Source organism: Brevibacterium daeguense, assembly GCF_021729135.1.
GTDB classification, from domain to species: Bacteria; Actinomycetota; Actinomycetes; order Actinomycetales; family Brevibacteriaceae; genus Brevibacterium; species Brevibacterium daeguense.
Genome location: NZ_JAJTWW010000001.1, coordinates 1 through 23345, shown reverse-complemented (window position 1 = coordinate 23345; position 23345 = coordinate 1). Strand labels below are relative to the sequence as shown.

General features: G+C 68.1%; 21 protein-coding genes. 8 read left to right on the top strand and 13 right to left on the bottom strand.

Features of this window, described 5'->3' with window-relative positions; genetic code table 11:
• Positions 1-36: 36 nt before the first annotated feature.
• Positions 37-720 (top strand): TetR/AcrR family transcriptional regulator, encoded by a 684-nt coding sequence (locus LXN01_RS00105; protein ID WP_236862506.1) that lies wholly within the window; start codon positions 37-39, stop codon positions 718-720.
• Positions 721-753: 33 nt separating this feature from the next.
• On the opposite strand, the gene LXN01_RS00100 is transcribed toward LXN01_RS00105, so the two are convergent.
• The 4 genes from LXN01_RS00100 to LXN01_RS00085 form a co-directional block, all read right to left on the bottom strand.
• The gene (locus LXN01_RS00100; RefSeq protein WP_236862505.1) at positions 754-1803 is read right to left on the bottom strand and encodes a M20/M25/M40 family metallo-hydrolase; all 1050 of its coding nucleotides are present in this window, start codon (positions 1801-1803) and stop codon (positions 754-756) included.
• Between the two features lie 78 nt (positions 1804-1881).
• Positions 1882-2589 carry a 4'-phosphopantetheinyl transferase family protein gene (locus tag LXN01_RS00095; protein ID WP_236862504.1) on the bottom strand — a complete coding sequence of 236 codons (708 nt, stop codon included), beginning with the start codon at positions 2587-2589 and terminating at the stop codon, positions 1882-1884.
• Positions 2590-2603: 14 nt separating this feature from the next.
• Positions 2604-3875 (bottom strand): heparan-alpha-glucosaminide N-acetyltransferase domain-containing protein, encoded by a 1272-nt coding sequence (locus LXN01_RS00090; protein WP_236862503.1) that lies wholly within the window; start codon positions 3873-3875, stop codon positions 2604-2606.
• Positions 3872-7975 carry a Pls/PosA family non-ribosomal peptide synthetase gene (locus LXN01_RS00085; protein WP_236862502.1) on the bottom strand — a complete coding sequence of 1368 codons (4104 nt, stop codon included), beginning with the start codon at positions 7973-7975 and terminating at the stop codon, positions 3872-3874. Before LXN01_RS00085 ends, LXN01_RS00090 begins: the two co-directional genes overlap by 4 nt.
• Before the next feature lie 202 nt (positions 7976-8177).
• Between LXN01_RS00085 and LXN01_RS00080 the strand changes: the two genes are divergently transcribed.
• Entirely contained in the window at positions 8178-9200 is a 1023-nt protein-coding gene (locus tag LXN01_RS00080; protein WP_236862501.1) for a hypothetical protein, read from the top strand.
• 58 nt (positions 9201-9258) lie between these two features.
• Here the strand turns inward: LXN01_RS00080 and LXN01_RS00075 are convergent, their stop codons facing one another.
• The 6 genes from LXN01_RS00075 to LXN01_RS00050 form a co-directional block, all read right to left on the bottom strand.
• Entirely contained in the window at positions 9259-9783 is a 525-nt protein-coding gene (locus LXN01_RS00075) for a hypothetical protein (RefSeq protein ID WP_236862500.1), read from the bottom strand.
• Positions 9784-10138: 355 nt separating this feature from the next.
• A complete protein-coding gene (locus LXN01_RS00070) occupies positions 10139-11572 on the bottom strand; it encodes an amidase (protein ID WP_236862498.1) in 1434 nt (477 codons plus the stop codon).
• On the bottom strand, positions 11569-12828 hold the full coding sequence (locus tag LXN01_RS00065; protein WP_236862496.1) for an amidohydrolase: 1260 nt from the start codon (positions 12826-12828) through the stop codon (positions 11569-11571). Before LXN01_RS00065 ends, LXN01_RS00070 begins: the two co-directional genes overlap by 4 nt.
• Before the next feature lie 84 nt (positions 12829-12912).
• Positions 12913-13707: a hypothetical protein gene (locus tag LXN01_RS00060; RefSeq protein ID WP_236862495.1), complete on the bottom strand. Its 795-nt coding sequence runs from the start codon at positions 13705-13707 to the stop codon at positions 12913-12915.
• 20 nt (positions 13708-13727) lie between these two features.
• Positions 13728-14474, bottom strand: coding sequence for a DUF5058 family protein (locus LXN01_RS00055; RefSeq protein WP_236862494.1), 747 nt, complete (start codon positions 14472-14474; stop codon positions 13728-13730).
• A gap of 201 nt (positions 14475-14675) precedes the next feature.
• Positions 14676-15548, bottom strand: a complete 873-nt coding sequence (locus LXN01_RS00050; protein WP_236862493.1) for an HTD2 family dehydratase — start codon at positions 15546-15548, stop codon at positions 14676-14678.
• 256 nt (positions 15549-15804) lie between these two features.
• Here LXN01_RS00050 and LXN01_RS00045 point away from each other — a divergent pair, with 256 nt between their 5' ends.
• From LXN01_RS00045 to LXN01_RS00030, 4 genes are all read left to right on the top strand, one after another.
• Positions 15805-15978, top strand: a complete 174-nt coding sequence (locus LXN01_RS00045) for a CsbD family protein (RefSeq protein ID WP_236862492.1) — start codon at positions 15805-15807, stop codon at positions 15976-15978.
• 149 nt (positions 15979-16127) lie between these two features.
• The gene (locus LXN01_RS00040; RefSeq protein ID WP_236862491.1) at positions 16128-17855 is read left to right on the top strand and encodes a RecQ family ATP-dependent DNA helicase; all 1728 of its coding nucleotides are present in this window, start codon (positions 16128-16130) and stop codon (positions 17853-17855) included.
• A 71-nt stretch (positions 17856-17926) separates the two neighbouring features.
• Complete coding sequence (locus tag LXN01_RS00035; protein ID WP_236862490.1) at positions 17927-18670, top strand: MBL fold metallo-hydrolase; 744 nt, start codon at positions 17927-17929, stop codon at positions 18668-18670.
• The gene (locus LXN01_RS00030) at positions 18671-19048 is read left to right on the top strand and encodes a VanZ family protein (protein ID WP_236862489.1); all 378 of its coding nucleotides are present in this window, start codon (positions 18671-18673) and stop codon (positions 19046-19048) included.
• An 11-nt stretch (positions 19049-19059) separates the two neighbouring features.
• On the opposite strand, the gene LXN01_RS00025 is transcribed toward LXN01_RS00030, so the two are convergent.
• Together LXN01_RS00025 and LXN01_RS00020 are read right to left on the bottom strand one after the other, a co-directional pair.
• A complete protein-coding gene (locus tag LXN01_RS00025) occupies positions 19060-19467 on the bottom strand; it encodes a universal stress protein (RefSeq protein WP_236862488.1) in 408 nt (135 codons plus the stop codon).
• Between the two features lie 19 nt (positions 19468-19486).
• Positions 19487-20899: an APC family permease gene (locus LXN01_RS00020; protein ID WP_236862487.1), complete on the bottom strand. Its 1413-nt coding sequence runs from the start codon at positions 20897-20899 to the stop codon at positions 19487-19489.
• 369 nt (positions 20900-21268) lie between these two features.
• Between LXN01_RS00020 and LXN01_RS00015 the strand changes: the two genes are divergently transcribed.
• Entirely contained in the window at positions 21269-21679 is a 411-nt protein-coding gene (locus tag LXN01_RS00015; RefSeq protein WP_236862486.1) for a VanZ family protein, read from the top strand.
• Positions 21680-21697: 18 nt separating this feature from the next.
• On the opposite strand, the gene LXN01_RS00010 is transcribed toward LXN01_RS00015, so the two are convergent.
• Entirely contained in the window at positions 21698-22894 is a 1197-nt protein-coding gene (locus LXN01_RS00010; RefSeq protein ID WP_236862485.1) for a C45 family autoproteolytic acyltransferase/hydrolase, read from the bottom strand.
• A 224-nt stretch (positions 22895-23118) separates the two neighbouring features.
• On the opposite strand from LXN01_RS00010, the gene LXN01_RS00005 reads away from it, so the two are divergent.
• On the top strand, positions 23119-23345 hold a 227-nt coding region (locus tag LXN01_RS00005), incomplete at its 3' end, for an NAD(P)H-dependent flavin oxidoreductase (RefSeq protein WP_336885209.1).

Below are 23345 nucleotides of genomic sequence, written 5' to 3'. Positions count from 1 at the left end.
CGGCAAAGCGCGAGAGGCGAAGAGGTCGAGAACCGAATGAAGGCTGGCGAGGAGTCGGTCACCGGCGGGAACGCGTGCAGCAGTGTGCCCATCACCCCCCGCCGGAAGCGCACCCGGGAGAAGCTCATCAGCGCCGCGATCCCGGTATTCGCAGCGAAGGGCGTGGCCGGGACGTCGATCGAGGAGCTGACCGAGGCGGCAGGGCTGAGCCGCGGAGCCTTCTACTCGAACTTCACTTCGCGAGACGAACTCGTGCTGGCGGTCTGCGATTCGGCGATCCATGAGGCCGTCGACCGCATCCACGCGGTGGCCGACGACGGCTTGGAGGAGGCCTTCAACTCGGCGGCCGACATGGCGGACAAGCACACCGCTGTCGCCGATGCGGTGCAGCAGTACTTCGCGGAGAACGCCTACACCGTCGACTGGGTCCTCGCAGAGCGGGAGATCAGCCTGCACGCGATGCGCGTCCCGGAGCTGCGGGACAAGTACGAGGAACTGGTGCAGGCGCACCGGCAGCAGTTCGCAGCTGTGATCGGGGCACTGCTGGAGCGCCTCGGCGGTCGGGCGACGATCGCGCTGCAGGAGCTCGTGAGCCTGCTGGCCACTGTGACGGAGGATGCCGCGATGCGGGCGATCGCCAGGCACTCCGGCACCGGTCCGCTGGTCATCGATTCGACGCCGGCGCTGCGGGTCCTGCTCGCATTCGTCGAGTTCGACTGACGCTCGCGGCCAACGCGCTCGCCCTACACCCGCTCACTCGAGCGCGGTGGCGTCGCGGGCAAGAGTCGTCGCGGCGTGGGTGATCGCATCCGACATGATCGTCAGCGCTTCCATGTTGATGTTCTCGATGTCGTCGTCGTCGGTGTGATAGTTGGGGTCACGGTTCTTGCCGGGGGTGCCGCCGAACAGCGCCGCTTCGCGCGGTGTCTTCCGCTCATCGGAACCCGAGTACAGGCCGCCCACCGCCACGCCCTCGTGCGCGAAAGCCACCTGATCGGAATCGAAGTCCCAACCGGTGCCGACCCACGGCTGGTCCTGCGAGTCGAAGTAGTCCGTGAACATGTCCATCACCTCGACCGAGCCGTCGGGAACCTCCAACCGCGCCTCGTCCTCGCCGGACCGTGCGTCGTACACCGCGATCACGTAGTTCGGCGACGCGATCATGTCGAAGTTGAGATACGCCGCGATCGCGTCGAGCTCGTCCGGGTCGTTCTCCGCCAGGTCCTCAACGTAGTGTCGCGAACCCGGAGAGTTCCGGTACTCCTCCGCGCCCCACCAGACGAAGCGCACGGTGTTGGTCGGCTCACCCTGCGCTTGGACGGCCTTCGCCGCCTCGAGCAGCGCCGAGACACCCGATGCATTGTCGTTCATCGCAGCACTCCCGCGCACTCCGTCGAGGTGGGCTCCGAGCATGACGACGGAGTCCTCGCTGCCGCCGTCAGTCTCGGCGATGACGTTGAATGTCTCGTACTCCTCGCCGCGCCGTTCGAACGTGAAGTACTGGCGTTCGGTGTCGTAGCCGGCCGCTGCCAGCTGCTCCTCCACATACTCGGCAGCCGCCTCGTAACCGGGCCCCCGTGCTGACCGGTCGCCGTACTCGTCGGCCAGTGCCTGGAACTTCTTGAGATGCTGGACCAGCGGCGGGTCGTCCGGTGTCGGGTCGGAATCGTCCACGAGCACGTCGGAGTCACCAGCCAGGTTTCCCACCGCGAAGAGCGCAAGGATGAGCGCGAGGAGCAACGCGAGTACCGCGCCGATTGCGGCGGCGATGACGAGAGTCTTCCGACGAGTTCGCAGTCTCATGACATTCCTGAAGTCGAGCAGGGCTGCAACACGGGACGTCTTTGCAGTAGGTGAAGTGTACAGACTCGCACCTGTCAGTCACCTGTGACGGGGCACACTGGCGGATGTGAGGATGAGCGACTCACCGGCGCACCAGGTTCCGGTCAGGCTGCTCATCGTGCGGGAGCGCAGCATGCGCACGTGACCGGCGCCGAGGCGTCCCTCCAGACGGGCCCGGAACGTCCGCCTTTCCGGGTCGATCCGGATTGCGACGTCACCGTAGTCCAACCACGTTCCCATCAGCGGATACCAGGCCTTGTACACCGATTCCTTCGCGCTGAACACCACCGCTGACCACGCGACGCGCGCGTCCCGCCGCTGCAGCTCCGCGATCATCGCGTGCTCCTCCGGCCGGCAGATGAGATCCTGCACCGCCGCCGGCAGCTCGTGATTGAGCTCGGCATCCAGACCGATCGTCGCATACCGGCTCGACCGTGCCACCACTGACGCACGGTAATCCGCACAGTGCGTCATACTCCCGACGATACCCTCGGGCCAGGTCGGCGCGCCGCGGGCACCGGGCACCAGCGCGTGGGAGGCGACCAGCAGCCGGTCGTTCGGAGCAAGCGCTGTCAGTGCGCGTCGCGCGAGCACCCGGACCGTGCCGTACTCCCTGCGCCGCCCCGGTGCGGCCGTCTGCACCACCGCCAGCTCGGCGGCCGGTGCTCCGACCGGTGCCAGATCCCCGCAGCACTCCTCACCGCAGGCGCCCGGAGGCAGCACGTCGCTGAGCATGGATCGTCGCATCGCCGCTCCGACGCTCACCGGCTCATCGCATCGCGCTTCGCCATCGGGCCCGTCGAGTCGCCCGGACTCGGAGGGTCGACGAGCTGTCGCGAGCGCCTGACGATCGCGGTCACGGGTCGCTCCAGCGGACCCTGTCCCCGCCAATGGCTCCAGCACATCGCAAACGCCACGGCGACTGCAAGGTGCACGACGAACCACACTGCGGGCAGACCCTCGTGGATCTCGGTGCTGAGCACCAGCAGATGCGTGGTGTAGAGGGTCAGGGTCATGGTTCCCGTGACGGCCAGCGGCGTCAACCAGCGGACGAATCTTCGTCCGGCCAGAATGAAGAGCGCGGTCACCAGGAGTGCGAGACCGAGACTGTCGGCGATCGCCAAGGGCATGTTCGTGTGGGGAGTCACCAGGGCGAACCACCACGCGGAGTCATTGGGAACTGTGTCGGGTCCGAAGGCGATCGCCTCGTACAGGAGGTCCTCGGTCATCCCGGGGGTTTCGAGCAGTCGCTCGTAACCGCCCAAGCCGTAGAGCAGGATCGATGAGATTCCGGTGGCCGCAACAGCCAGTGCGGCGCCGATTCCGGCAATCCGGGCCACGACCGAGGTGTTGCGCAGATCCAGGCGGCCGATGCCCAGGCCGGCCAGGATGAAGCACATGTAGGGCAGCGCCGGATAGATGCCGGTCAGCAGCAGTTCGGATGCTGTGCCCGCGGGTTCGCCGACGAGATTCACCAGGGTGTGGTTGTCGGCCGACGACTCCGGCAGCAGCGGGCCCACGTACTGCAGGAGCAGCGGACCCGCCAGCCCGAAGAGCGCTGCGCTGAGGAAGAGAGACTGCGGACCCAGGTGCAGGAACGGAATCGCGAGCAGGAAGAACACCGAGTAATAGAGCAGAATGCCGGGCTCCGAACCGCCGTTCGGCATGATCGCCGCCGCGATCAGTGCGATGGTCCCGATCAGGGCTGCCCTCACGGCGAGCCCCAGGCGATCCCCCACCATCCGCCGCCCCTGATGTGGGCTGCGCCCGCCAGAGGACAGCGCCAGTCCCACCCCGGCGAGAAGTGCGAAGAGGGCGGCGGAGTTGCCGTAGAACAGATGGAACGCAACGGTTGGGTCACCGGTCTCGTCGATCTCGGCCGGCAGGATGTGAACGGCGATCAGCCCGACAAGAGCCAGCCCGCGCGCCGCATCGATTCCGATCAATCGGGTTCCGGCGCGTGCGCCCGAGCCTGTGCCGCCGGCACCACCGGGCCGCCGGAGCTCGGCAGTCCGGTGGTCCGCCTGGCTCACGTCGAGATCTCCTCGGCCGGATTCCCGCCGTACCGCGCACCTGCCGGAACTCGGGCACCCTTCATCAGGAAGGAGTCCGACTCAAGGATCGAGCCATCACCCATCTCGACGTCGTAGTGAAGATAGATGTAGATGCCCAGTGTCACGCCGTTGCCGATTCTGATGGTATCGAGCTTGAAGGCCCCGTCCTCCATCGAGTGGCACTGGACGATGCTGGAGAAGTTGAGGGTCGCGTCGTCGCCGATGGTGACCAGGGTCTTCTCCGGGATGACGCAGCCGTCGTCGAAGACCCGCTTGCCCATCCTCACGCCGTGCAGACGCCACACGAGCGGTTTGAACGGGGTGCCGTCGAGGAACGGCGGCGGATACTCGATGAACCTCCAGAAGCGCTCGTGCCGCCAGAACCTCTCGTCGTAGATCGAGCAGACAGTCGGCCTCATCCGCCGGAAGCCCTGGGTGGCCCACTCCAGCGCGATGCCGAAGGAGATCGAGAAGGTGGAGAAGACCAGCCACCCCACGAAGAGTCCGAACCCGGTGACGTCCGGAAGAAGGGTCAGGGCCAACGCGAAGGACAGCAGCGCGGCGAAGACGAGGATCCAGCGGCTGATCAGGTAGAGCTCGATCGACACCGCATTGTGGATGTTCTTGCTCTGCAGGCCGGCGGCAAGCTGCGGACCGCTGAGCTGCCAGGCGGCGTCCCGGTCGACAGAGCGGGGGATCTCGAACGCCGGCGACCCGAGGAGACCGATGTCGTTCCGGACCGGTCCGTCGATCGGCACCATGGTCTTGCTCCCGTAGAGCACGTTCTCACCCGTTCGTGCACCTGCCGGGTAGGCCACGTCGTTGCCGAAGAAGTTGCTGGAGCCTACGACCACCGGGTTCAGCCGGAACGAGTTGTTCGAGTAATGGGAATTCATCACGGACAGCCCGTCCGACACCATCGTCCCCGATCCGATGGTCGTCAGATACGGGTTCTCGTGCGTGACCTCAGGTCCGAAGTTCGATCCGGTCTGCACGAGGTTCGGCTGCTTGTAGCCCAGCAGGCGCAGGTAATGCACAACCAGGGAGCTGTCTGCGGTGATGTGCATGAGGGGGAAGTAGTTGGTCATGGTCAGGATCAGGCGATGGACAGCGTAATGCAGACCGTAGACCGGGTACACCTTGCCGGGAACGAGCAGCCGATTGAGCACTCGCGGCACCGTCGCCACCGTGATCAGCGCGAACAGCAGCGCCGCGGTCAGCAGCGCGAACGCTACGAGGAGCAGATCGAGGTAGAACCAGGGGTCGGCGAAGTTCATGTGGCCCGTTCCCACGTACCAGGGCACGACCACTGCGATGAGCAGCAGGCCCGTCGGTGCGAGCGAGACACTGCTCCCGATGAGGACCGCCGCGCCGTAGAGGAATCGGCGCAGTCTGCTGGGTCGGACCGACTCGACCTGGCGGTACTCCACCTCGGCCCGAACTGCCGGCGACCCGTGCCAGGATTCGCCTGCGGGAACGGTCTGACCCTTCTGGAGCGATGAGCCGTGACCCAGCTGAGCGCCGTCGCCCATTGTCGAGCCGATGTCCAGAACCGATTTCTCGCTCACCACGACGTCGACTCCGAGCGTCACCGGACCGGTCTCGATCCAGCCGTCCCGGGCGCGATAGCCCAGGATATGACTGTCCTTGCAGATCACTGTGCCGGAGCCGATGGTCAGCAGGTCGGCGCAGACGGGAATCGTCGGAGACAGGATGAGGACGTCGGAGCCGATCTTCGCGCCGAGCAGACGCAGGTACAGCGGCAGGATCGGGGTGCCGACGAAGAAGACCAGGGGATTCATCCGGATCAGCGTCTTGACGAACCAGAATCGGACGTAGGACAGGCTCCAGATCCGGATCTCCTGCTCCCGCCAGCGGCCGATGATGAGCCACTTGAGGCAGATCGGAGCGATGGAGAGGACGATGAAGAAGGCCACCCCGACAACGAGCGACCGTCCCCAGATCTCCAGCAGTCCGGCTCCCCTGATGGTCCACTCGTAACCCGCCACCACGGCGAACATCATGAGGAAGAAGTAGCTTCCGGCGATGACGGTCTGCAGGAAGCCGCAGATCACGTGCTCGAGAGCAGAGGCGCGCCCCGGCAGGCGTCGGACATCGTCCTCGGCCCAGGCAGAGGGAGCCGGCTCAGTGTGCAGCACCGCTGCGAGCCCGCGAATCGTCGGATTCTCGTAGATGACCTTGATTCCCACCGGAGGCAGCTCCGTCTGGGAGCGCAGAGCGGCGGAGAAATGGGCGATGAGGAGGGAGTTGGCGCCCAGATCGTCGAAGATGTCGGCCTCGACCGAAACCCGCTCGAGACTGAGGATGCGGCCCAGGTTCTCTGCCAAGGCCGCTTCCACCTCGGTCTCCGGAGCGACGTACTCGACCTCGCTGCCGGTGCTGACGCGGTTGCGCGGAATCGGCAGGCTCTTGCGGTCGGCCTTGTCGCTGGGCAGCATCGGCATCGTCGCCAGCTGCTCGTAGAACGTGGGGACCATGTACGCCGGCAGCCGCTCGCGCAGCTGTTCGCAGACGTCACGCGGGTCGAGCTCGCTGACGGAGCTGCGCAGGGTGTAGTACGCCGCCAGCTCCTTCATCCCGGGGGCCGACTCATAGGTGTCGACCACGGCCTGGGCGATGCCCGGCACCTGCAACAGCACCGACTCGATCTCCGAGAGCTCGATCCGGTACCCCCGGATCTTGACCTGGGTGTCGATCCGGCCGAAGTACTCGATCAGCCCGTCCTCGGTGATCCGGCCCAGGTCCCCGCTGCGGTAGATGCGTCCGGAGGTGTTGTTGTCGATGCCGAGGAAGTCGTCGATGAAGACCTCGTCGGTCTTGTCCGGCCGATTGATGTAGCCGGCGGCCACGCCGATGCCGGCGATTCCGATCTCGCCGGTTTCCCCGTGCTGCAATGCGCGCGGCTCCTCGGGATCGAGGATCATCACCGTGTAGGTCGGAAGGGGCTGGCCCAGGGTGATCGGGTTGCCGGGGCGGACCACGTCCATGGTGGCGGTCACAGTGGCTTCGGTGGGCCCGTAGACGTTGAGGAACCGGCGGTCGGACCGATGCCAGCGCTCGGCGAGATCCGGCGGACAGGCCTCGCCGGAGACGAGCAGGAAGCGGAGATCCGGCAGATCGTCCTCGATGGTGGCCAGCAGAGTGGGCACGCAGCACATTGCGGTGATGCGCTGCTCCATGAGGAACTCTGCGAGGTCGGCGCCCAGCAGGCTCGTCGGCGAGGGCTTGGGCACCAGGGTGGCTCCGACCATCCACGGCACCCAGATCTCCTCGACGGAGAAGTCGAAGGCGATCGTCAGGCCCTGGTACACCCGGTCGTCGGCCTGGTAGCCGTAGACCTCACTGGCCACCCGGACGAAGTTGCAGATGCTGTGGTGCTCGATCGCGACGCCCTTGGGCCGCCCGGTGGAGCCGGAGGTGTAGATCACGTAGGCCAGGTCCGAGACCGGTTCGCCCTGCTCGTCCTCGCCGAGCCGGTCCGTCGACGCGTGCTCGATCTCCCCTGCGGCGAGGTCCAGCTTGAGCGCGCGGACGCCGTTTCCGGGCAGCAGGTGCGCCAGGTGGCTCAGGGTCAGCACGCGGGATGCTTCTGCGTCGTCGACGATGTAGCCGATCCGGTCCGCGGGGAAGCCGGCGTCCAGGGGCACAAAGGCCGCGTGGATCTTCAGCACCGCGAGAATGGAGATGTACGACCACACGGCCTGGTCGAACAGCAGGGCGATCCGATCGCCGGGGCGGATGCCGTCGGCCAGCAGATGGCGGGCGAGCTGATTGGCCCGCGCATCGAGCTCCTCGTAGGACAGCCTCACGGTGCCGGCATCCACGGCCAGCCGGTCTGCCGCTTCGCCGGCGCGCAGCCGGTCGCACACCTCTTCGAACAGCGAGGCGAGGCGCTCCCCCGGAGTCCACCGCACGCTCTGATCGTGGTGAGAGCGCAGCAGCATCGTCTCCCTCAGAGCGCTCGCCGAACCGAGTCCCACCGGTATCTCCTGAGTCGGCTCGTCCCAGACGACAGCGCTTCGTGCAGCGCCGGAATCCGATTCCGCGATCTTCTCCATCAAGGTCCCCTTCGGTCTGCCGGACGTGCTCGGCACGTCCGCACCCAGAGGCGGTCCGAACGGAGGCACTCCGAGTGCTGGAATGAGGATCACGCTAGTGACCGCGCCCCGCCTTCGAAGCCGGATCAGCAGTGGTTCTGCGGCTTCCCGAATCCTCCCTGCGGAGAGCCGCGAACGGCCGGGTGCACTTAGGCTGGTGCACATGAGCACTGACACGCCGCAGCCCGCCGACGCTGCCGAGCACGCGGAATTCCGCGCCTTCCTCACGAACATGCCAGTGAAGCTGCGCACCTTCGTCGACATCGAGCTGCCGGACACGATCACCGTCGAGGACGGCGGGGAGAAGGAGTTCGTCAAGGACTTCTCACCCGGTTCCCTGCCCTGGGTCGAGGCGTACGCGCTGACTCGGCTGCCCGGGCCCTCAGCCCTGGCGATGCCGGAGAACCAGACGTTCTCCGAGGGCGTCATGCGCTACGTCGGCGAGACGTTCCTCCGCGCGGTCGGAGGGGAATGGGACTTCGACCCGCGCGGGGTGGGCGGGCACGGAATGCCCTTCATCCGCCCGGACTCCGCCGCCGGGCAGGCGCAGGGCGAGCCGGTCTCGGTCGTCGGCCTGCTGCTGACCGCGCTCGAGCAGCGCAGAGCCGAGGTGTTCGTGACCGCCCTGGCCCGGACACTGGCCGGCTTCGGCGAGGGCGGCATGCCCCCGCGCAGGAGCACCGGATTGGAGCCGGCCGGCGCCTCGGCCGACCGTCCGTCGCAGAGCGAGCAGGAGTTTCTCGACACCTTCCTGGGGACCGTGGAGCCGGCAGTCGCCGCCTGGGTGGGCGACCAGGCCAACCCGGGCGAATGGCAGTTCGATCGCGCCTCCCTGGCTCGCCTCGAACGGCAGCTGCGAGCGCGCTTCGACGACGCCGCGGAACTCTCCGCGGAGCGCGAGCAGTTCTTCATTGCGGGTGCCGTGCGGTTCGTGGGTGAAGTGCTGCGCCGGGCGGGCAGCGGCAGCTGGCGCTACGGTGCCGAGCTGGAGCCCGACGATCCGCGCGCCGGCCAACCGTTCGTGCGGATCAGCACCACGGCCGACGCCGAGGGATCCACCCGCAGCGCCGACTTCGTGCCCTGGCAGCTCCTCCGCCGGACCTTCACTGGTGACGGAGCGCTGACCGCCGCCTACGACCACGCTGTCGCAGCCGCCGGTCAGGCCGGCCGGACCGGCGGGTCCTGACGGGACCCGCCGATCCGGATCGGCTCGGGCGGTGCTTCCGCCCGAGCTCGGATCCGGCTCAATGGGAGCGCTGCATCCTCCTGGCACCGACGATCCACAGGACCACGCCGACGACGAGGAGCGCGAAGCCGAGGAATCCGCCGAACACCCCGCCGAGGATCCCGAACACTCCGCCGACGATGCCCGCCGCGTCCACTGCCGGTGCCGCGATGATGCCGTCCTGATCGCATTCGACGACATAGTCGCCCGCCGGCATGCCGGAACCGCCGAACTCCGCGAACGAGGTGTAGGTCTCGCCCTCGTGGGTGAAGCTGCTCGTGACGAGCGACGAAGCATCGGTGAGCATCTGCCCGCTGGGATCGAAGATGCCGCAGGACGTGCTCGGGCCGGTCTCCGCGTGGTAGAGGAACATCGATTCGTCTGCGGCGACGGGGATGGTGGTCGGCCCGGAGATCGCGACGACCTCGCCCTCGTCGGGGGTCGATCCGCCGAGGCCGACGGCGCCGAGGATGGCGGCGAGGACCACGGACAGCACGAGGACGGCTGCCCCGATCAAGGTCAGGGCGATCCCCCACTTCTTCATCTTGGCTCCTCGCCGGCCCGTAGTTCCGGGGGGCGGCACTGCCGTGGTTCCGGGAGGTGCTCCGAAGCCTGCCGGAGGGCCCTGCTGCGGAGAGGCGGGATTCGGGGGCTGCGGCTGGTAGGACATTTCGGCTCCTGTGTTCGCATCAGAAGCCGGCCGGTCGGCAGGCCTCCTGCGAATCATGTTCCGCGGCCGCGGAGGGAGAACGCCACCGGTCCGCTCAGACCTGCGCTCTTCCCTCCGCGGGTGGCGGGTTCCCGCAGCGTCCCTGCGGTGCCGGATCAGCCCATCTCGTCGCCGGGCAGGACCGCCTCCGCGAGGCACCCTGCGGTGCCGGATCAGCCGCCGGCGGCTCTCACACCGGCGGACGCCGGCGGTGGAACGCCGTCGCCTCCTCGAACGCATGGGCGATCTGGAGCAGCCTGACGTCCTGGCCGGGGGCGGCCACGATTTGGATCCCCACCGGCAGTCCGGACGCGGAGAACCCGGCAGGAACCGAGATCGCCGGGCACCCGGTGGCGGAGATCAGCGTCGCCGACCGCATCCAGTCGAGATACGTGTCCAGGGGCCGGCCGTTGATCTCCGTGGGATACTCGATCGCCGCGTCGAAGGGCAGCACCTGCGCTGTGGTCGTGACCAGCACGTCGTGCTCGGCGAAGAACTCCTGCGTCGCCTGCAGCAGCCGCGCCCGCGCATTGTCCTTGCTCACCAGGTCGGCGCTCGTCAGCGCCATCCCGCGCTCGGTGTTCCAGACCACCGATTCCTTGATCTCAGAGCGCCGAGTCCGCACGAGGTCGCCCCAGCTCATGAGGAAGTCGTAGGCCCGCTGGACATCGAAGACCTCATCGGCGTCGATGAGGCGCATGCACTCATCCGACACCTGCGCGCCCAACTCCTCGAACACCGGAGCCGCCTTCCGGACGATGTCGAGGACCTCCGACTCCACGCGGATCATCCCGCCCAGATCGGGGGCGAAAGCCACCCGCACCCCGTCGAGCGAGGGTTCGTACCAGGCGCCGAGGCGGAACTCGGGCAGGTCGAAGACCCGACCGGATTCCACGATCGAGCCCGGCCCGTCCGGGGCCGGCCCCGCGACCAGCTCCATGAGCAGCGCGATATCACCGACAGTGCGCGCCATGAAGCCGCCCTGAGACAGCCACGACCAGGGATTCTCCGGCGGCACGTGCGGAATTCGGCCATTGGACGGCCGCAGCCCGACGACGTTGTTGAACGAGCCGGGGATCCGCAGCGAACCGCCCATGTCCGAGCCGTCCCCGGACGCCTGGACTCCGGCGGCGATCACGGCTCCCACTCCGCCGGACGACCCTCCCGCGGACCTGCCGGAGTCGTAGGGGTTGACCGTGGTGCCGAACACCGGGTTGAAGGTGTGCGAGCCCGCGGCGAACTCGGGCACGTTCGTCTTCCCGGTCGTGTTGACGCCGGCGGCCTTGAGACGCGCGATGATGAGCGAATCGGTCTGCGGAACGGTCTCTGCGAAGATCGGCGAGCCGAGTGTCGTGCGCATGCCCGCGGTGCTGTGGGTGTCCTTGTGCGTCATCGGCACCCCGTGCAGCGGCCGGAGCCGCTCCCCCTTCGCGAATGCCGCGTCCGCCTCGACTGCCCGGGCGAGTGCCGCCTCGGCGTCCATCGTCACGACCGCGTTGAGAGTCGCGTTGACCTCGTCGATCCGCTCGAAGTGGTCATCGGCGGCTTCGACCGCGCTGATCCGGCCGGTGGCGATCTGGTCGGCGAGCTCGCGGGTCGAGAGCCATGTGAGTTCGCTCGTCATGCGTGCCCCGCGAATCCCTCGTCGAGCGAGCCCAGGTGGCTCAGCAGGGCAGTCAGCGCCGCGCGCACCCCGGTCTCCAAGGTGGTGGGCACCGAGTCGGGGGCGAAGTGCGGCGAGTGATTGCCGTGGACCGGCTCCTCCCCGTGGAACTTCTCCGCGGAGTAGCCGCCGAAGAACCAGAACACGTACGGCACTCCGATCGCGTCGCCGAACCGGCCGAAGTCCTCGGAGCCGGTCACCGGCGGCGTCTCGTGGACGTTCTCGCTGCCGAGCTCGACGCCGAGGTTGTCGACGAGCGCCTGGGCCAGCGCCGGATCGTTGTAGCAGCGCGGGAAGTCGTAGAGCTTGCGGATCTCCGGGGCGGGAGCGCCGGAGGCTTCGGCCTCAGCGGTGATGATCCGCACGATGGCCTCCAGCACCTGCTCGCGGATCTTCTCCTCGAAGGTCCGCAGGTTGATGGTGAAGCGTGCCTCCGCGGGGATGATGTTCTCCTTGAGCCCGCCGTTGAAGCGCCCGATCGTGAGCACTGCCATGTCGCGGCCGGAGATCTCACGCGACACGATCGACTGCAGCCGGGTGATCATGTAGGCGCCCAGCACGATCGGGTCGATCGAGTTCTCCGGCTGCGAGCCGTGAGCCTGCCTGCCGTGGATGATGACCTCCATCGAGTCGGCCATCGCCATGGCCGTGCCGATGGAGACGTTGACTGTCCCGGCCACCCCCGGCCACACGTGCTGGCCGTAGATCGCCTCCGGCTTCGGCACGGTGTCCCAGATCCCGTCCGCGAGCATCGCGGCGGCTCCGGCACTGACCTCCTCGCCGGGCTGGAAGATCATCACCGCGGTGCCGCTCCACAGCCCGCGGTGCTCGGCCAGCAGCTTGGCCGTCTCCAGGCCCACCGTGATGTGGGTGTCGTGGCCGCAGCCGTGCATGACCCTGACCTCGGTGCCGTCGCCGAGGGTGCCGGTGGCGCTGGAGGAGTAGGGCAGGCCGGTCTTCTCCTCGATCGGCAGCCCGTCGGTGTCGGCGCGATAGGCGACGACCGGGCCTGCGCCGTTCTCGATCACCGCGACCACGCCGGTGCCGCCGAGGCGGATGGGCGACAGGCCGAAGGAGCTCAACGTCTCCTCGATCGCGGTGGCGGTCCGGTGCTCCTGCATCGACAGCTCCGGGCTGCGGTGGAAGTCCTCGTACAGGGACACGAGGCCGGGCAGGTCGGCGGCGAGCGATTCACTCAGCGGGGGCGCGAGCGCCATGGGATCTCCTTCTTCTCGACTTCAGGAATCTTCGGTGGTGCTCCAAGGTTCACAGTCCGCCTTCGGAGCTCTCAGTCTGGCAGATCACGTGGTGCTGTCGTCGTCCCTGCCTCCTGCGGCGCCCGGCGGCGTGCTGCTGCCGGCGGCAGAGCCCTGGGCGGCTGCGCCGGCCCGGCGTCGCTCCTCCGTCCGGTCGCGCAGAAACCAGGTGGCGATGATCGTGGCGATCACCGCGATGGCCACGGCGAAGGACTTCATGATCGGCGGGGTGACCGGCACGATGGCGAGGATGACGACCGCAGAGATCACCAGGGCGATGATCGTCGCCCGCACCTGCTTGAGCGTGGCGATGAGCTGGACCGTGACGCCGCCGAGGATCGCCGGCAGGATGTACAGCTGTGCGATCAGCGTGATCTCGTCCGGGGTGATCGACACCAGCCAGGTTCCCAGCAGCCCGACGAGGACGAGCATGGACACCACGTGGATGACGGCCGCACCGCAGATCGCGGCGGTCGCGGCGAAGGATGCCTTCTTGGTGCCGGGCAGCGCGCCGATCGTCGACTGGGCGACGATCGCCGAGGGCAGGAGTTTGTTGGCGATGTTGCCGATCATGAAGGCCTGGTACATCCCTGCCGGCCCGAGGATCGGGAAGTAGGTGACGGGTTCGACCACCCAGAAGACGCCGTACACGGCGGCGACGGCGATGAAGGCGGTGACGATCTGGGAGACCTGGACATCGACGTCGACGGTGAAGAAGAGGTAGAAGGGCACTGCGGTGGCCAGGATGAGACAGGCGGCCATCGTGAGGTTGCCCCACAGATAGATGGTCCGCCGGTAGCTGCGGTCGAGGGCCGCCAGTTCGGTGGTGTTCGACGACATCGTCTTCGCTCCTTGCTGTCTCAGGCCGCCGCGCCGTAGCCGGCGTAGTGGACGAAGTACGCGACGATCAGCCCGCCGATGATGGAGAATCCCAGCGCCCATTCGCGCAGCCAGGCCTGCGAGAGTGCCCGGGCGAGGAGCAGGCAGGCGACCATGACGAGCGCCGAGGCGACGACGGCGGCGATGTGCGCCAGGGACTTCGGGATCTCGGTGATGGTGAGCGAGGCGAACGCCGCCAGCAGCGCCGCCGACGGCACGATCGACATCAGGGCCGGATTGACCCGTTGCAACACGTCGGTGCCCTTGCCCAGCAGAGGGGTCAGGATCATCGTGCAGATCTGCCACATCGCCCCCGACAGACTCATCGCCATGAGGGCCACGATGAACACCGCCTGCGTGTAGCCGCTGCCGCCGAGGTCGACGCCCAGGGTGTTGGTCGCCAGCGAGGCCGAGGCCACCTCGGTCGCGGCCGAGCCGATGAGGCCGATGCGGACGAGCACGGGCGGGGTGCCGAACAGCGGCAGCAGCGCGACCGACACGAGGACGACGGCCAGCGAGGGTCCGATCGCCGCGACCGCGCCGGCCCTGAAGGACTGGTTGACCTCGCGCTGCGTCATATCCGCGGCCCTGGCGGCGCGCTTGACCGCGATCAGGTAGATCACCGACTGCAGGATGATGACGGCGAAGACAGCGAGCGCCAGGACCCAGAGGACCGGGATGTTGGCGATGCCGATGATGTCCGTAGACGTGCTCTGAGCCCAGATCACGGCGGTCTCCTCAGGAGGAACAGTGGCAGACTTCGGTGGCTGCCATCCTCAACTATAAGCGAGATCCAGGTCCGCTGAACAGGTGAATCCAGCGCGAGGGCCAGGTGTTCCGAGCAGTCGGCTCATGCCGGGCAGGGGGCCGACCACGTCGAAGCCTCGCAGCGGTCCCCGCGTGCCGGCCGGCCCCGGCCCCAGTGCAGCTCAGATCCTGATCGTGCCCTTCAGGCAGACAGTTCCCTCGGGGTTGAGCGCGGCGACCTCGAAGCCTCCGTCCTCGACCCTGCGGCCGACGTAGGCGACAGCGGTGTTGTCGAAGATCGGGCTGCGGGCCTGGAAGCTGAACTGCTGGAGCGCGACTCCCGGGTTGTGGCGCATGAAGGCGTCGACCATGAGGGTCGCCGACAGCGGCCCGTGGACCACGAGGCCCGGATAGCCCTCCTCATTGATGCAGTAGTCCCGGTCGTAGTGGATTCGGTGGGCGTTGAAGGTCAGTGCCGAATACCGGAACAGCTGGGTCTCGTCAGGGCGGACGACGTGCGCGTAGTCCCATTCCGAGGTGTCGGCCGGGGTGAGCGCGGCGCGCTCGGCCGCCGACTGGGCCGGCGCCTGCTGACCGGCGGTCGCCTCCCGGTAGACGATGGTCTGGACGTCGGTGACGGCGAGCTCCTCGGAGGCGTAGACCTCGTGGTCGACGGTGAGGAACACCAGCTGGCCGGAACGACCGGACTTGTGGGCGACGTCCTTGATCGTCTGCACCTCGCGCAGCGACTCCCCCACCCGAACAGGGCGGTGGAAGGTGATGTCGGAGGCCGCCCACATCCGCCTCGGCAGCGGCACCGGCGGCAGAAAGCCGCCCTTGTGCGGGTGACCGTCGGCGGCGAGTTCGTGCTGCGGGGCATCCGGGGTGAAGTGCAGCCAATGGCCCACGGGGAAGAGCATCCCGTCCCAGGGGTCGGCGTCGTAGTCGAGTGTCGCGCGCAGGCCGGCGGACTTCGCCGCGGTGGCGATGTCCTCGACGGTCTGGGTGCGACCGGTCCATTCCTGCAGCTGGGCGATGTCGATTGTCTCGCTCATCGGACTCCTTCGAGAGATACGTTCCGGGTCGATCATTCGACTCACACTGTATTCGACTCGCCTGCCCGCCCAGCGGAGCGGGGCGCCCGGCCCGCAGCGCGACCACGACCGGCTCGGCGGAAGCGGACTGTCAACGCTTGGGCGCCGTCCCCTGAAAATGAACTCGGTTCTCACAAGATATCTTGATGTTTCGGCGTTAGCGTGAACGCACCAGGTCCACCAGCCAGGCGGACCTTCCCACCCGAAGGAGATCGAAATGGGACTCGGCGACAAGATCTCGAACAAGGCCGAAGAAGTCGCGGGCAAGGCCAAGGCCGGAGCCGGCAGGGCCACCGACGACAAGGACCTCCAGGCCGACGGTCGCGCGCAGGAGACGACCGCGAATCTCAAGCAGGCCGGGGAGAAGGCCAAGGACTCCTTCAAGAAGTAAGGGTCCTCCCGTCTGCGCAGGTCCCATCGCCCCCCGAGGTGGTGGGACCTTCTGCTTCGCCCCTGCTGCTCGTCCCCCCCCCATTCGCCTTCCTTTCCGACCCGCTGGCATCAGCCATCTGTCCCATCATCTTCCGCTAGGAGACAACTGTGGCCGCTGCCGCAACCCGCCTGCAGGACATCGCCGCCGAGCGCTTCGGCTGGGATGAGCTCCGGCCGGGCCAACTCGAACCGATGCAGGCGCTGCTCGACGATCGTGACGCGCTGGTGGTGATGGCCACCGGCTACGGGAAATCCGCCGTCTACCAGCTTCCGGCCGTGCTCCGGCCGGGTCTGACCGTCGTGGTGTCCCCGCTCATCGCGCTCCAGGCCGACCAGGTCGAGAACCTCAACGACACTCTGGGCGAGGAGCGCGCCTTCGCGATCAACTCGGCAGCGCGGTCCGCCGAGGAGACTGCCGCGTGGCAGGCCATCGACAGCGGGACGGCCACGTTCGCCTTCCTCAGCCCCGAGCAGCTGGCCAAGGACGTGGTGGTGGACCGGCTGGCCGCTGCCGAGGTGTCGCTGTTCGTCGTCGACGAGGCCCACTGCGTGTCCTCCTGGGGTCATGACTTCCGGCCCGACTACCTCCGCTTGGACGGCGCCGTCCGACGCCTGGGACGCCCACCGGTGCTCGCGCTGACGGCCACCGCCTCGACCCCGGTGCAGCACGAGATCATCGAACGCCTCGGGCTGACCGATCCGCGGGTGAGTGTGCGCGGCTTCGACCGCGCCAATCTCGAGCTGGGAGTGAACTGGCACCGCTCGGACGAGGACAAGCGCAGGGCCGTCACCGACATGGTCGCCGAGCTGGCAGGTCCCGGGCTGCTCTATGTGGCCACCCGGAAGGACACCGAGCGCTATGCCGCGGAACTCGCCGAGCGCGGGCTGCGCACCGCCGCGTATCACGCCGGGATGAAGGCCGCCGACCGCCACAGCACCCACGAGCGGTTCCTGGACGACGAGCTCGACGTCGTGGCTGCCACCTCGGCATTCGGGATGGGCATCGACAAGCCGAATGTGCGGTTCGTCGTCCACGCCGACATCCCCGACTCCCTCGACAGCTACTACCAGGAGATCGGCCGGGCCGGGCGCGACGACGAGCCGGCCGTCGCGATCCTTCACTATCGGCCGGAGGACCTCGGGCTCCGCCGCTTCTTCAACGCTCGGAAGCCGCACGAGGACGATGTCCGGAAGGTGTTCGCAGCGGTGCAGAAGGCCGACGGCCCGCTCCGGCCCAAGAAGGTCGCCGGGCTCGCCGAGCTGTCCACCCGCAAGGTGACGGGCCTCCTCAACCTGCTGGCCGACAGCGGGTCCCTCCGTACCGGGCGCAAGGGCTTCGAGGCACTCGACGACATCACGCCCGGTGCCGCCGTGAAGGCCGCGCTCGCCGAGGCGGTCAGCCGGGAGCACATCGAGCAGTCCCGGCTGGAGTATGCCCGGTCCTACGCGGAGACGCCGAACTGCCGCCGCGAGCTGCTGATCGGGTACTTCGGCGAGGACTTCGCAGGACCGTGTGGGAACTGCGACAACTGCACCGGAGCCGACGACGCCGAGGGCGAGCGTGACTCGGTCATCAACCTGGACGGACCGCTGGCCGCGGCCCGGGAGGAGCAGGCGGAGCAGGAGGCCGCACCACCGGATGCGGGCGCCGCAGGGCAGGCCGACGATCACTTCCCTCTCCAGGCGGCCGTCGTCCACGCCGAATGGGGCCCCGGCACGGTGATGTCCCACGAGGACGACCGCATCACCGTGTTCTTCGAGCAGGAGGGTTACAAGACCCTGGCTCGCGAGCTCATCGCCGGCACCGACATCCTCCGACCGGCCGAGAGCGCGTAAGGCGCCGGCAGCCTCACGTCCGATCCGACCGACCACAGCAGTTTCACCAGCTTGATTGGAGAAGAGGAAGAATGCTCCACCGCGACGTCGCACCCGGCATCCATCTGATCACTCGTCACAGCGTCAACTGCTATCTCATCGAGGGGGACGACGGTCTGACGCTGGTCGATGCGGGCCTGCCCGACTTCTGGCGCCCGATCGGCGTGGCGATCCGCGAGCTCGGGCACAGTCCCGAGGACCTCAAAGCCCTCGTGCTCACGCACGCGCACTTCGACCATGTCGGCGTCGCCCGCAGGCTGGTCGATCGGCTCGGCCTGCCCGTGTACGCGCACGCCAAGGAGCACTTCCTCGCTCGGCATCCCTACCGGTACGCCCACGAGAAGCCGATCGCGCTGTATCCGATCCGGCACCCGCGTGCACTGCCGATCCTGGCCGGAGTGCTGTCCGGCGGCGCCTTCGCCGTCCGCGGCACCGACCCCGGCGAGCCGCTCCTGCCCGGACGGCCCATTCCCGTCCCCGGTGACCCGCAAGTGCTGCTGACCGACGGTCACACCTATGGACACTGTGCTCTCCACCTGCCCGAGCGTGATGCCGTGATCACCGGCGACGCGCTCGTCACCCTGGATCCCTACACCGGGCGGACCGGCCCCCGGATCGTGGCCGGAGCAGCCACGGCCGACAGCGTCCAGGCACTGAAGTCCCTGGATGCGATCGCGGCCACGAACGCCCGGCACCTGCTGCCCGGCCACGGCGAACCGTGGCACACGGGAGCGGCGGTCGCAGTCGGCATGGCACGCGAGGCGGGTCCTGCCTGAGTGGCTCCCTCCGGCTCGGGTACCCGCTGGGGTCTGCGGCTGGTCTTCGCCGCGGCCCTGGTGCTGCATGTCCTCGTGCTCTACTCCCCCGGCACCCCGGGCGACAGCACGAGCACAGGGGTGGACAAGATGGGGCATACGGCGATGTTCGCGATCCTCGTCGCGCCGTTGCTGTGCCTGGGCACACCCATCGGCTCGACCCTGTTGGCGGCGACGGGCTACGCGGTGCTCAGCGAGTTCATCCAGGCATTCGCAGTGCCTCACCGCAGCGGCGAGTTCGGCGACCTGCTGGCGAACCTGCTGGGCATCGGCCTGGGCTGGCTGATCTGGCGAGCCCTGCCCGAGGACCGCAGCCAGCCCACCCGCTCCCCCCGCTGAACTCGTGTCTCTCAGCCCTCCCGGCCGGGATCGGACTTGACTGCCAGCACGGGGCAGCTCGCCTCGATCAGCACGCGCTGGGCCGCACTGCCGAGCAGGAACTTGCCGACGGGGGTGCGCCGGCGCAGCCCGATCACGATCAGCTCGGCGTCGTGCTCCTGCGCGGCGTCGAGGAGCTGCTCGGCCGGTTCGTTCTCATTCGCCGGCTGCACGACACGGTGGTCGACGCCGCTCTCGTCCAGTCGCCGTCGCAGCTCGGCGAGCGCCTCGCCGGTCAACCGCCGCCGGTCCGAGCGACCCTGCTCCCGGGAGCCGTTGACGACGACCACCGTCACGCCGGTCTTCCGCGCTTCTGCCAGGCCGCGCTCGAGTGCGGCCTCGCCCTCCGGGGTGGGGATGTAGCCGACCACGATGCTCATAATGCCTCCAGACTCATGCTCATCCTTCGAGATCCTCGGGGTGCCGGAACCTGGTCTCGGCACCGCTGACGCTGCGATTCCACAGCCAGGTGCCCGCCCACAGGACGATGCCCAGCGCGATGAGGACGCCGGCGATCTGGTATTCGATCGGGTCCTGGGCCCACGGCCCCAGCAGGAACGCGCAGGTCACAACGCCAAGGTACGGCAGGTATCTGGGCGAGCGGAAGTGGTCGGTGTCCACCTTGTCCCGTCGCAGCACCAGCACAGCCACGTTGACGACGGCGAAGACCGCCAGCAGCAGGAGTGCCGTGGTGCCGCCGAGAGCGCTCGCGGTCTCCTCGGCCATGAGCTGGCTGATGACGATGATGAGGCCGAAGGCGATCAGGGTGGTGAAGACGATCGACACCCACGGCGAGCGACGGCCCGGCAGCACGCGGCCCAGCACCGGCGGCAGCACCCGCTGCCTGGCCATCCCGTAGAGCAGCCGGCTGGCCATGAGCATGTTGATGAGGGCCGTGTTGGCGACGGCGAACATCGAGATGAACGGGTAGATGATGTCGATCGGCACTCCCGGCGCGCCGGTGCGCACCACCTCGAGCAGCGGGGTCTCGCTCTCTGCCAGCAGCCCGACCGGCACCAGCGCCACCGAGGTGATCGAGACCAGCACGTAGATGACCGCCGCGGCGCTCAAGCCGGTGAGCATGACCTTGGGGAAGATCTTGAGGGGGTTCTTGACCTCCTCGACCATGTTGACGGAGTCCTCGAAGCCCACCATCGAGAAGAACGCCAGGGCCGTCGCGCCGGTCAGCGCGAGGAAGACGGACTTGTCCTCACTCGATTCGAAGATGAGGATCCGGCTGAAATCGGCGTTGCCCTGCGCGATCGCCCAGAAGCCGACGAAGATGACCAGGAGCAGACCGATCAGCTCCACCAGGGTGAGCACGACGTTGAACTTCACGCTCTCGCCCACGCCGCGCAGATTGATCAGCGCCAGCAGAGCCATGAAGCACACCGCGGTGATCGTGATGCCGGTGGTGCCCCAGTCCAGGCGGAAGCCCTCCACCAGGTTGGCGGCGAAGAACCGAGAGGCGGTCGAGGCCGAGGTGATGCCGGAGGACAGCACCGCGAACGCGACGATGAATGTCAGGAAGTGGACGCCGAACGCCTTGTGGGTGTACAGCGCCGCTCCCGCAGCCTGCGGATACTTCGTCACCAGCTCCAGATAGGAGAACGCAGTGACGGCGGCCACGGCGAACGCCAGCAGGATGGGAGCCCAGCCGGCTCCGCCGACCTCGGCGGCCACCTGCCCGGTGAGGGCATAGACGCCGGTGCCGAGGATGTCCCCGACGATGAAGAGGAGCAGAAGCTTCGGGCCCATCACTCTCTTGAGTGCGGGCTGATCCGTTTCGCGGCTGCTGATGTCGCTGCTCATTGTTCTCGCCTTCCCTGCGACATCGTGCACCCCTCGGGGCAGACCACGGCGGGGAGGATTCAGGGCTGCCGTGGCGGACGCCGCATCCACACAGAGTACTCCTCGGAAACGTACATGTCCCTGTAATACTCGCACGTCTCTGCCAAAGGTGCGGACTTCCGCGCTGAGAGGGGCGGCCAACGCCCCGCCACCGCCCGATCGCGGCGGTCCGCGCTGCCCGCTGAGCGCTCCTGCGCCGCCCGCAGTGCCTCCGCGGCCGACCGCGCGGATCTGGGCGGCCGACCGCGCGGATCTGGGCGGGCCATCAGACGACTCTGCGCTGCCGACCGCGCGGCCTCCGCACCGGTACGGCGACGGTAGCCTGGCCCCATGCCCCAGCGCAGTCGAGACTCCGCCCGAGCGGTGCTGTGGACCCTGTTCGCCATTGCCCTTGTGGTCCACCTGCTCGGACTGTACCTGCCCGGCGGCACCGGCGGCCCGGCATTCTTCGAGGGTGAGGACAAGCTGGGACACATGGCGATCTTCGCCGTCGTCGTCGCTCCCGCGCTGCTGCTCGGCTTCCCGGCCCGGCTCGTGTGCGTCCTCGCAGCAGCCCACGCGGCGCTGAGCGAGCTCATCCAACACACGCTGATCCCCCGCCGCAGCGGTGAGCTCCTCGATTTCGTCGCCGACTGCGTGGGGGTGCTCGTCGGAGTCCTCATCGCCCGCTGGGTGCGATTGGCGTCCGGCCGGTTCATCGCGGGTGAGGATCCGCCCGGCAGTGCTCGGTTCCGCAGGTGAGGATCCGCCCGGCAGGGCTCAGGACGGCCGGGCTGGGGCCACTCGGAATTCCATGGCAGTCACGCGTCCGGCTGCGAGGTCGACCGGGCTGCCGGGGCTGAGCACTGCGGTTCCGGCCGCCGGATCGAACTGGGCGGTCACGAGGGTGGCCACTCGCTCCCCGAAGGGGGCGCCCGCCTCGGCGATCCGGCAGACCGGAACGTCGCTCGGTCCGGTGCACATGTGCTCGAGCATGTCGGCGGTGCTCGCCGGGGCCGAGGCGTCCGCCACCCTGGAAAGCACCAGCTCGAGTCGCTCCTCGGATCGGCTTGCGGCCGACAGCGGCTGAACGCCGTCCTGCAGTTCCTGTGCGAGGAAGTGGTTGGTGTGGGCGAACCAGCCGGAGCCGCGCAGCTCCGCCTTTCCGGTGGGGCCGATCTCGACCATCACGACCTCGTCGGCCGTGGAGACGGTGATCACCGACGACGAGGAGGTCGGGGCCGAATGGATGATCTCGAGGGCTTCGGCCATGGAACCGGCGCGGGCGAGCACCGCAGCCAGAACGGAGTGGATGGGCACCCCGCCGACCGCATCCCGCTCGTTCCTGAGGATGTTGAGCATGACCCCCACGCCGGCGGAGTTGAGCCCGATCTTGCCGAGCATCCCGTACTCCGCGAACCCAGCGTGGTCGTACTCCCACAGTGTCGCCGCAGGCTGCGGTCGTGGGCCGGCCTCCACCGCGCTCGCCGCTTCAGGCAGTCCGGTCACTCGCTGACAGTGCCAGATGTCGGCGAACTCTGAGTGCCAGTCCCAGGTCTGCACCGCGAGCGAGCGGCCAGGCGCCGAGTGGACCAGAGTCGAGCACTCCAGCGGCTCGACTCCGGCCAGTGCCAGGATCTCGGTGCGGGCGTTGACCAGCCCGATCTGCCACAGCGGGCAGCCACTCCCCTCGGCCACCCCGGCGAGCTCCTCGTGCTGGGCGGGATCCCATTCGGCGAGGGCGGCCAGGGACCGTTCGGCGGCCTCCTGCTGCCGGACCGCGGTGATGCCCGTTCGCGAGAACAGGGAGGAGTAGCCGGCGATTGCCCGGGAGAGGCCGGGACCGGCCAGGGCGCCTCGGCTCAGGCCGCGGGATCGCGGATCGGCTCCCGCGATCTCGAGGTTTTCCGGCTGCCTGGCTGCGGGTTGGGTGATGCGGTCCGGATCGAAGCGGTCGGACACCTGTGTGGGTGACATAGGGCACAGCTTAGTCGTGAGACCGCCGGGTCTGAAGGTGCGATCGACCAGCTTCAGGAGCCCGCAGGAGAGCAGGGTCGCAGCGAGATTGCATCTTGAAATACCGGACGTCGTGCCGTAGCGTCTAGCGTTAACACTGTACGTTCGTTCGATCAGGGTCTTTTGATCTCTCGACTGGGCGCGGCAGTTGTCCATCCATCACGGCTCATCGAAGGAGATTTCCCGTGCTCTCGACACGTTTCACTGATCTGCTCGGCATCGATCATCCCATCGTCCAGGGCGGCATGCAGGGGGTCGGCCTGGCCCCGCTGGCCGCCGCGGTGTCCAACGCCGGCGGGCTGGGCATCCTCACCGCCCTGACCCAGCCCACACCTGAGGACCTCCGGAATGAGATCCGCAAGACCCGCGAGCTGACCGACAAGCCGTTCGGGGTCAACCTCACCATCCTGCC

What these genes read in the sequence shown, in the direction of transcription:
- LXN01_RS00105 (WP_236862506.1), top strand. Translation starts at nt 37, where the DNA reads ATGAAGGCTGGCGAGGAGTCGGTCACCGGCGGGAACGCGTGCAGCAGT.
- LXN01_RS00100 (WP_236862505.1), bottom strand. Translation starts at nt 1,803, where the DNA reads ATGAGACTGCGAACTCGTCGGAAGACTCTCGTCATCGCCGCCGCAATC.
- LXN01_RS00095 (WP_236862504.1), bottom strand. Translation starts at nt 2,589, where the DNA reads ATGCGACGATCCATGCTCAGCGACGTGCTGCCTCCGGGCGCCTGCGGT.
- LXN01_RS00085 (WP_236862502.1), bottom strand. Translation starts at nt 7,975, where the DNA reads ATGGAGAAGATCGCGGAATCGGATTCCGGCGCTGCACGAAGCGCTGTC.
- LXN01_RS00080 (WP_236862501.1), top strand. Translation starts at nt 8,178, where the DNA reads ATGAGCACTGACACGCCGCAGCCCGCCGACGCTGCCGAGCACGCGGAA.
- LXN01_RS00075 (WP_236862500.1), bottom strand. Translation starts at nt 9,783, where the DNA reads ATGAAGAAGTGGGGGATCGCCCTGACCTTGATCGGGGCAGCCGTCCTC.
- LXN01_RS00070 (WP_236862498.1), bottom strand. Translation starts at nt 11,572, where the DNA reads ATGACGAGCGAACTCACATGGCTCTCGACCCGCGAGCTCGCCGACCAG.
- LXN01_RS00065 (WP_236862496.1), bottom strand. Translation starts at nt 12,828, where the DNA reads ATGGCGCTCGCGCCCCCGCTGAGTGAATCGCTCGCCGCCGACCTGCCC.
- LXN01_RS00060 (WP_236862495.1), bottom strand. Translation starts at nt 13,707, where the DNA reads ATGTCGTCGAACACCACCGAACTGGCGGCCCTCGACCGCAGCTACCGG.
- LXN01_RS00050 (WP_236862493.1), bottom strand. Translation starts at nt 15,548, where the DNA reads ATGAGCGAGACAATCGACATCGCCCAGCTGCAGGAATGGACCGGTCGC.
- LXN01_RS00045 (WP_236862492.1), top strand. Translation starts at nt 15,805, where the DNA reads ATGGGACTCGGCGACAAGATCTCGAACAAGGCCGAAGAAGTCGCGGGC.
- LXN01_RS00035 (WP_236862490.1), top strand. Translation starts at nt 17,927, where the DNA reads ATGCTCCACCGCGACGTCGCACCCGGCATCCATCTGATCACTCGTCAC.
- LXN01_RS00025 (WP_236862488.1), bottom strand. Translation starts at nt 19,467, where the DNA reads ATGAGCATCGTGGTCGGCTACATCCCCACCCCGGAGGGCGAGGCCGCA.
- LXN01_RS00020 (WP_236862487.1), bottom strand. Translation starts at nt 20,899, where the DNA reads ATGAGCAGCGACATCAGCAGCCGCGAAACGGATCAGCCCGCACTCAAG.
- LXN01_RS00015 (WP_236862486.1), top strand. Translation starts at nt 21,269, where the DNA reads ATGCCCCAGCGCAGTCGAGACTCCGCCCGAGCGGTGCTGTGGACCCTG.
- LXN01_RS00010 (WP_236862485.1), bottom strand. Translation starts at nt 22,894, where the DNA reads ATGTCACCCACACAGGTGTCCGACCGCTTCGATCCGGACCGCATCACC.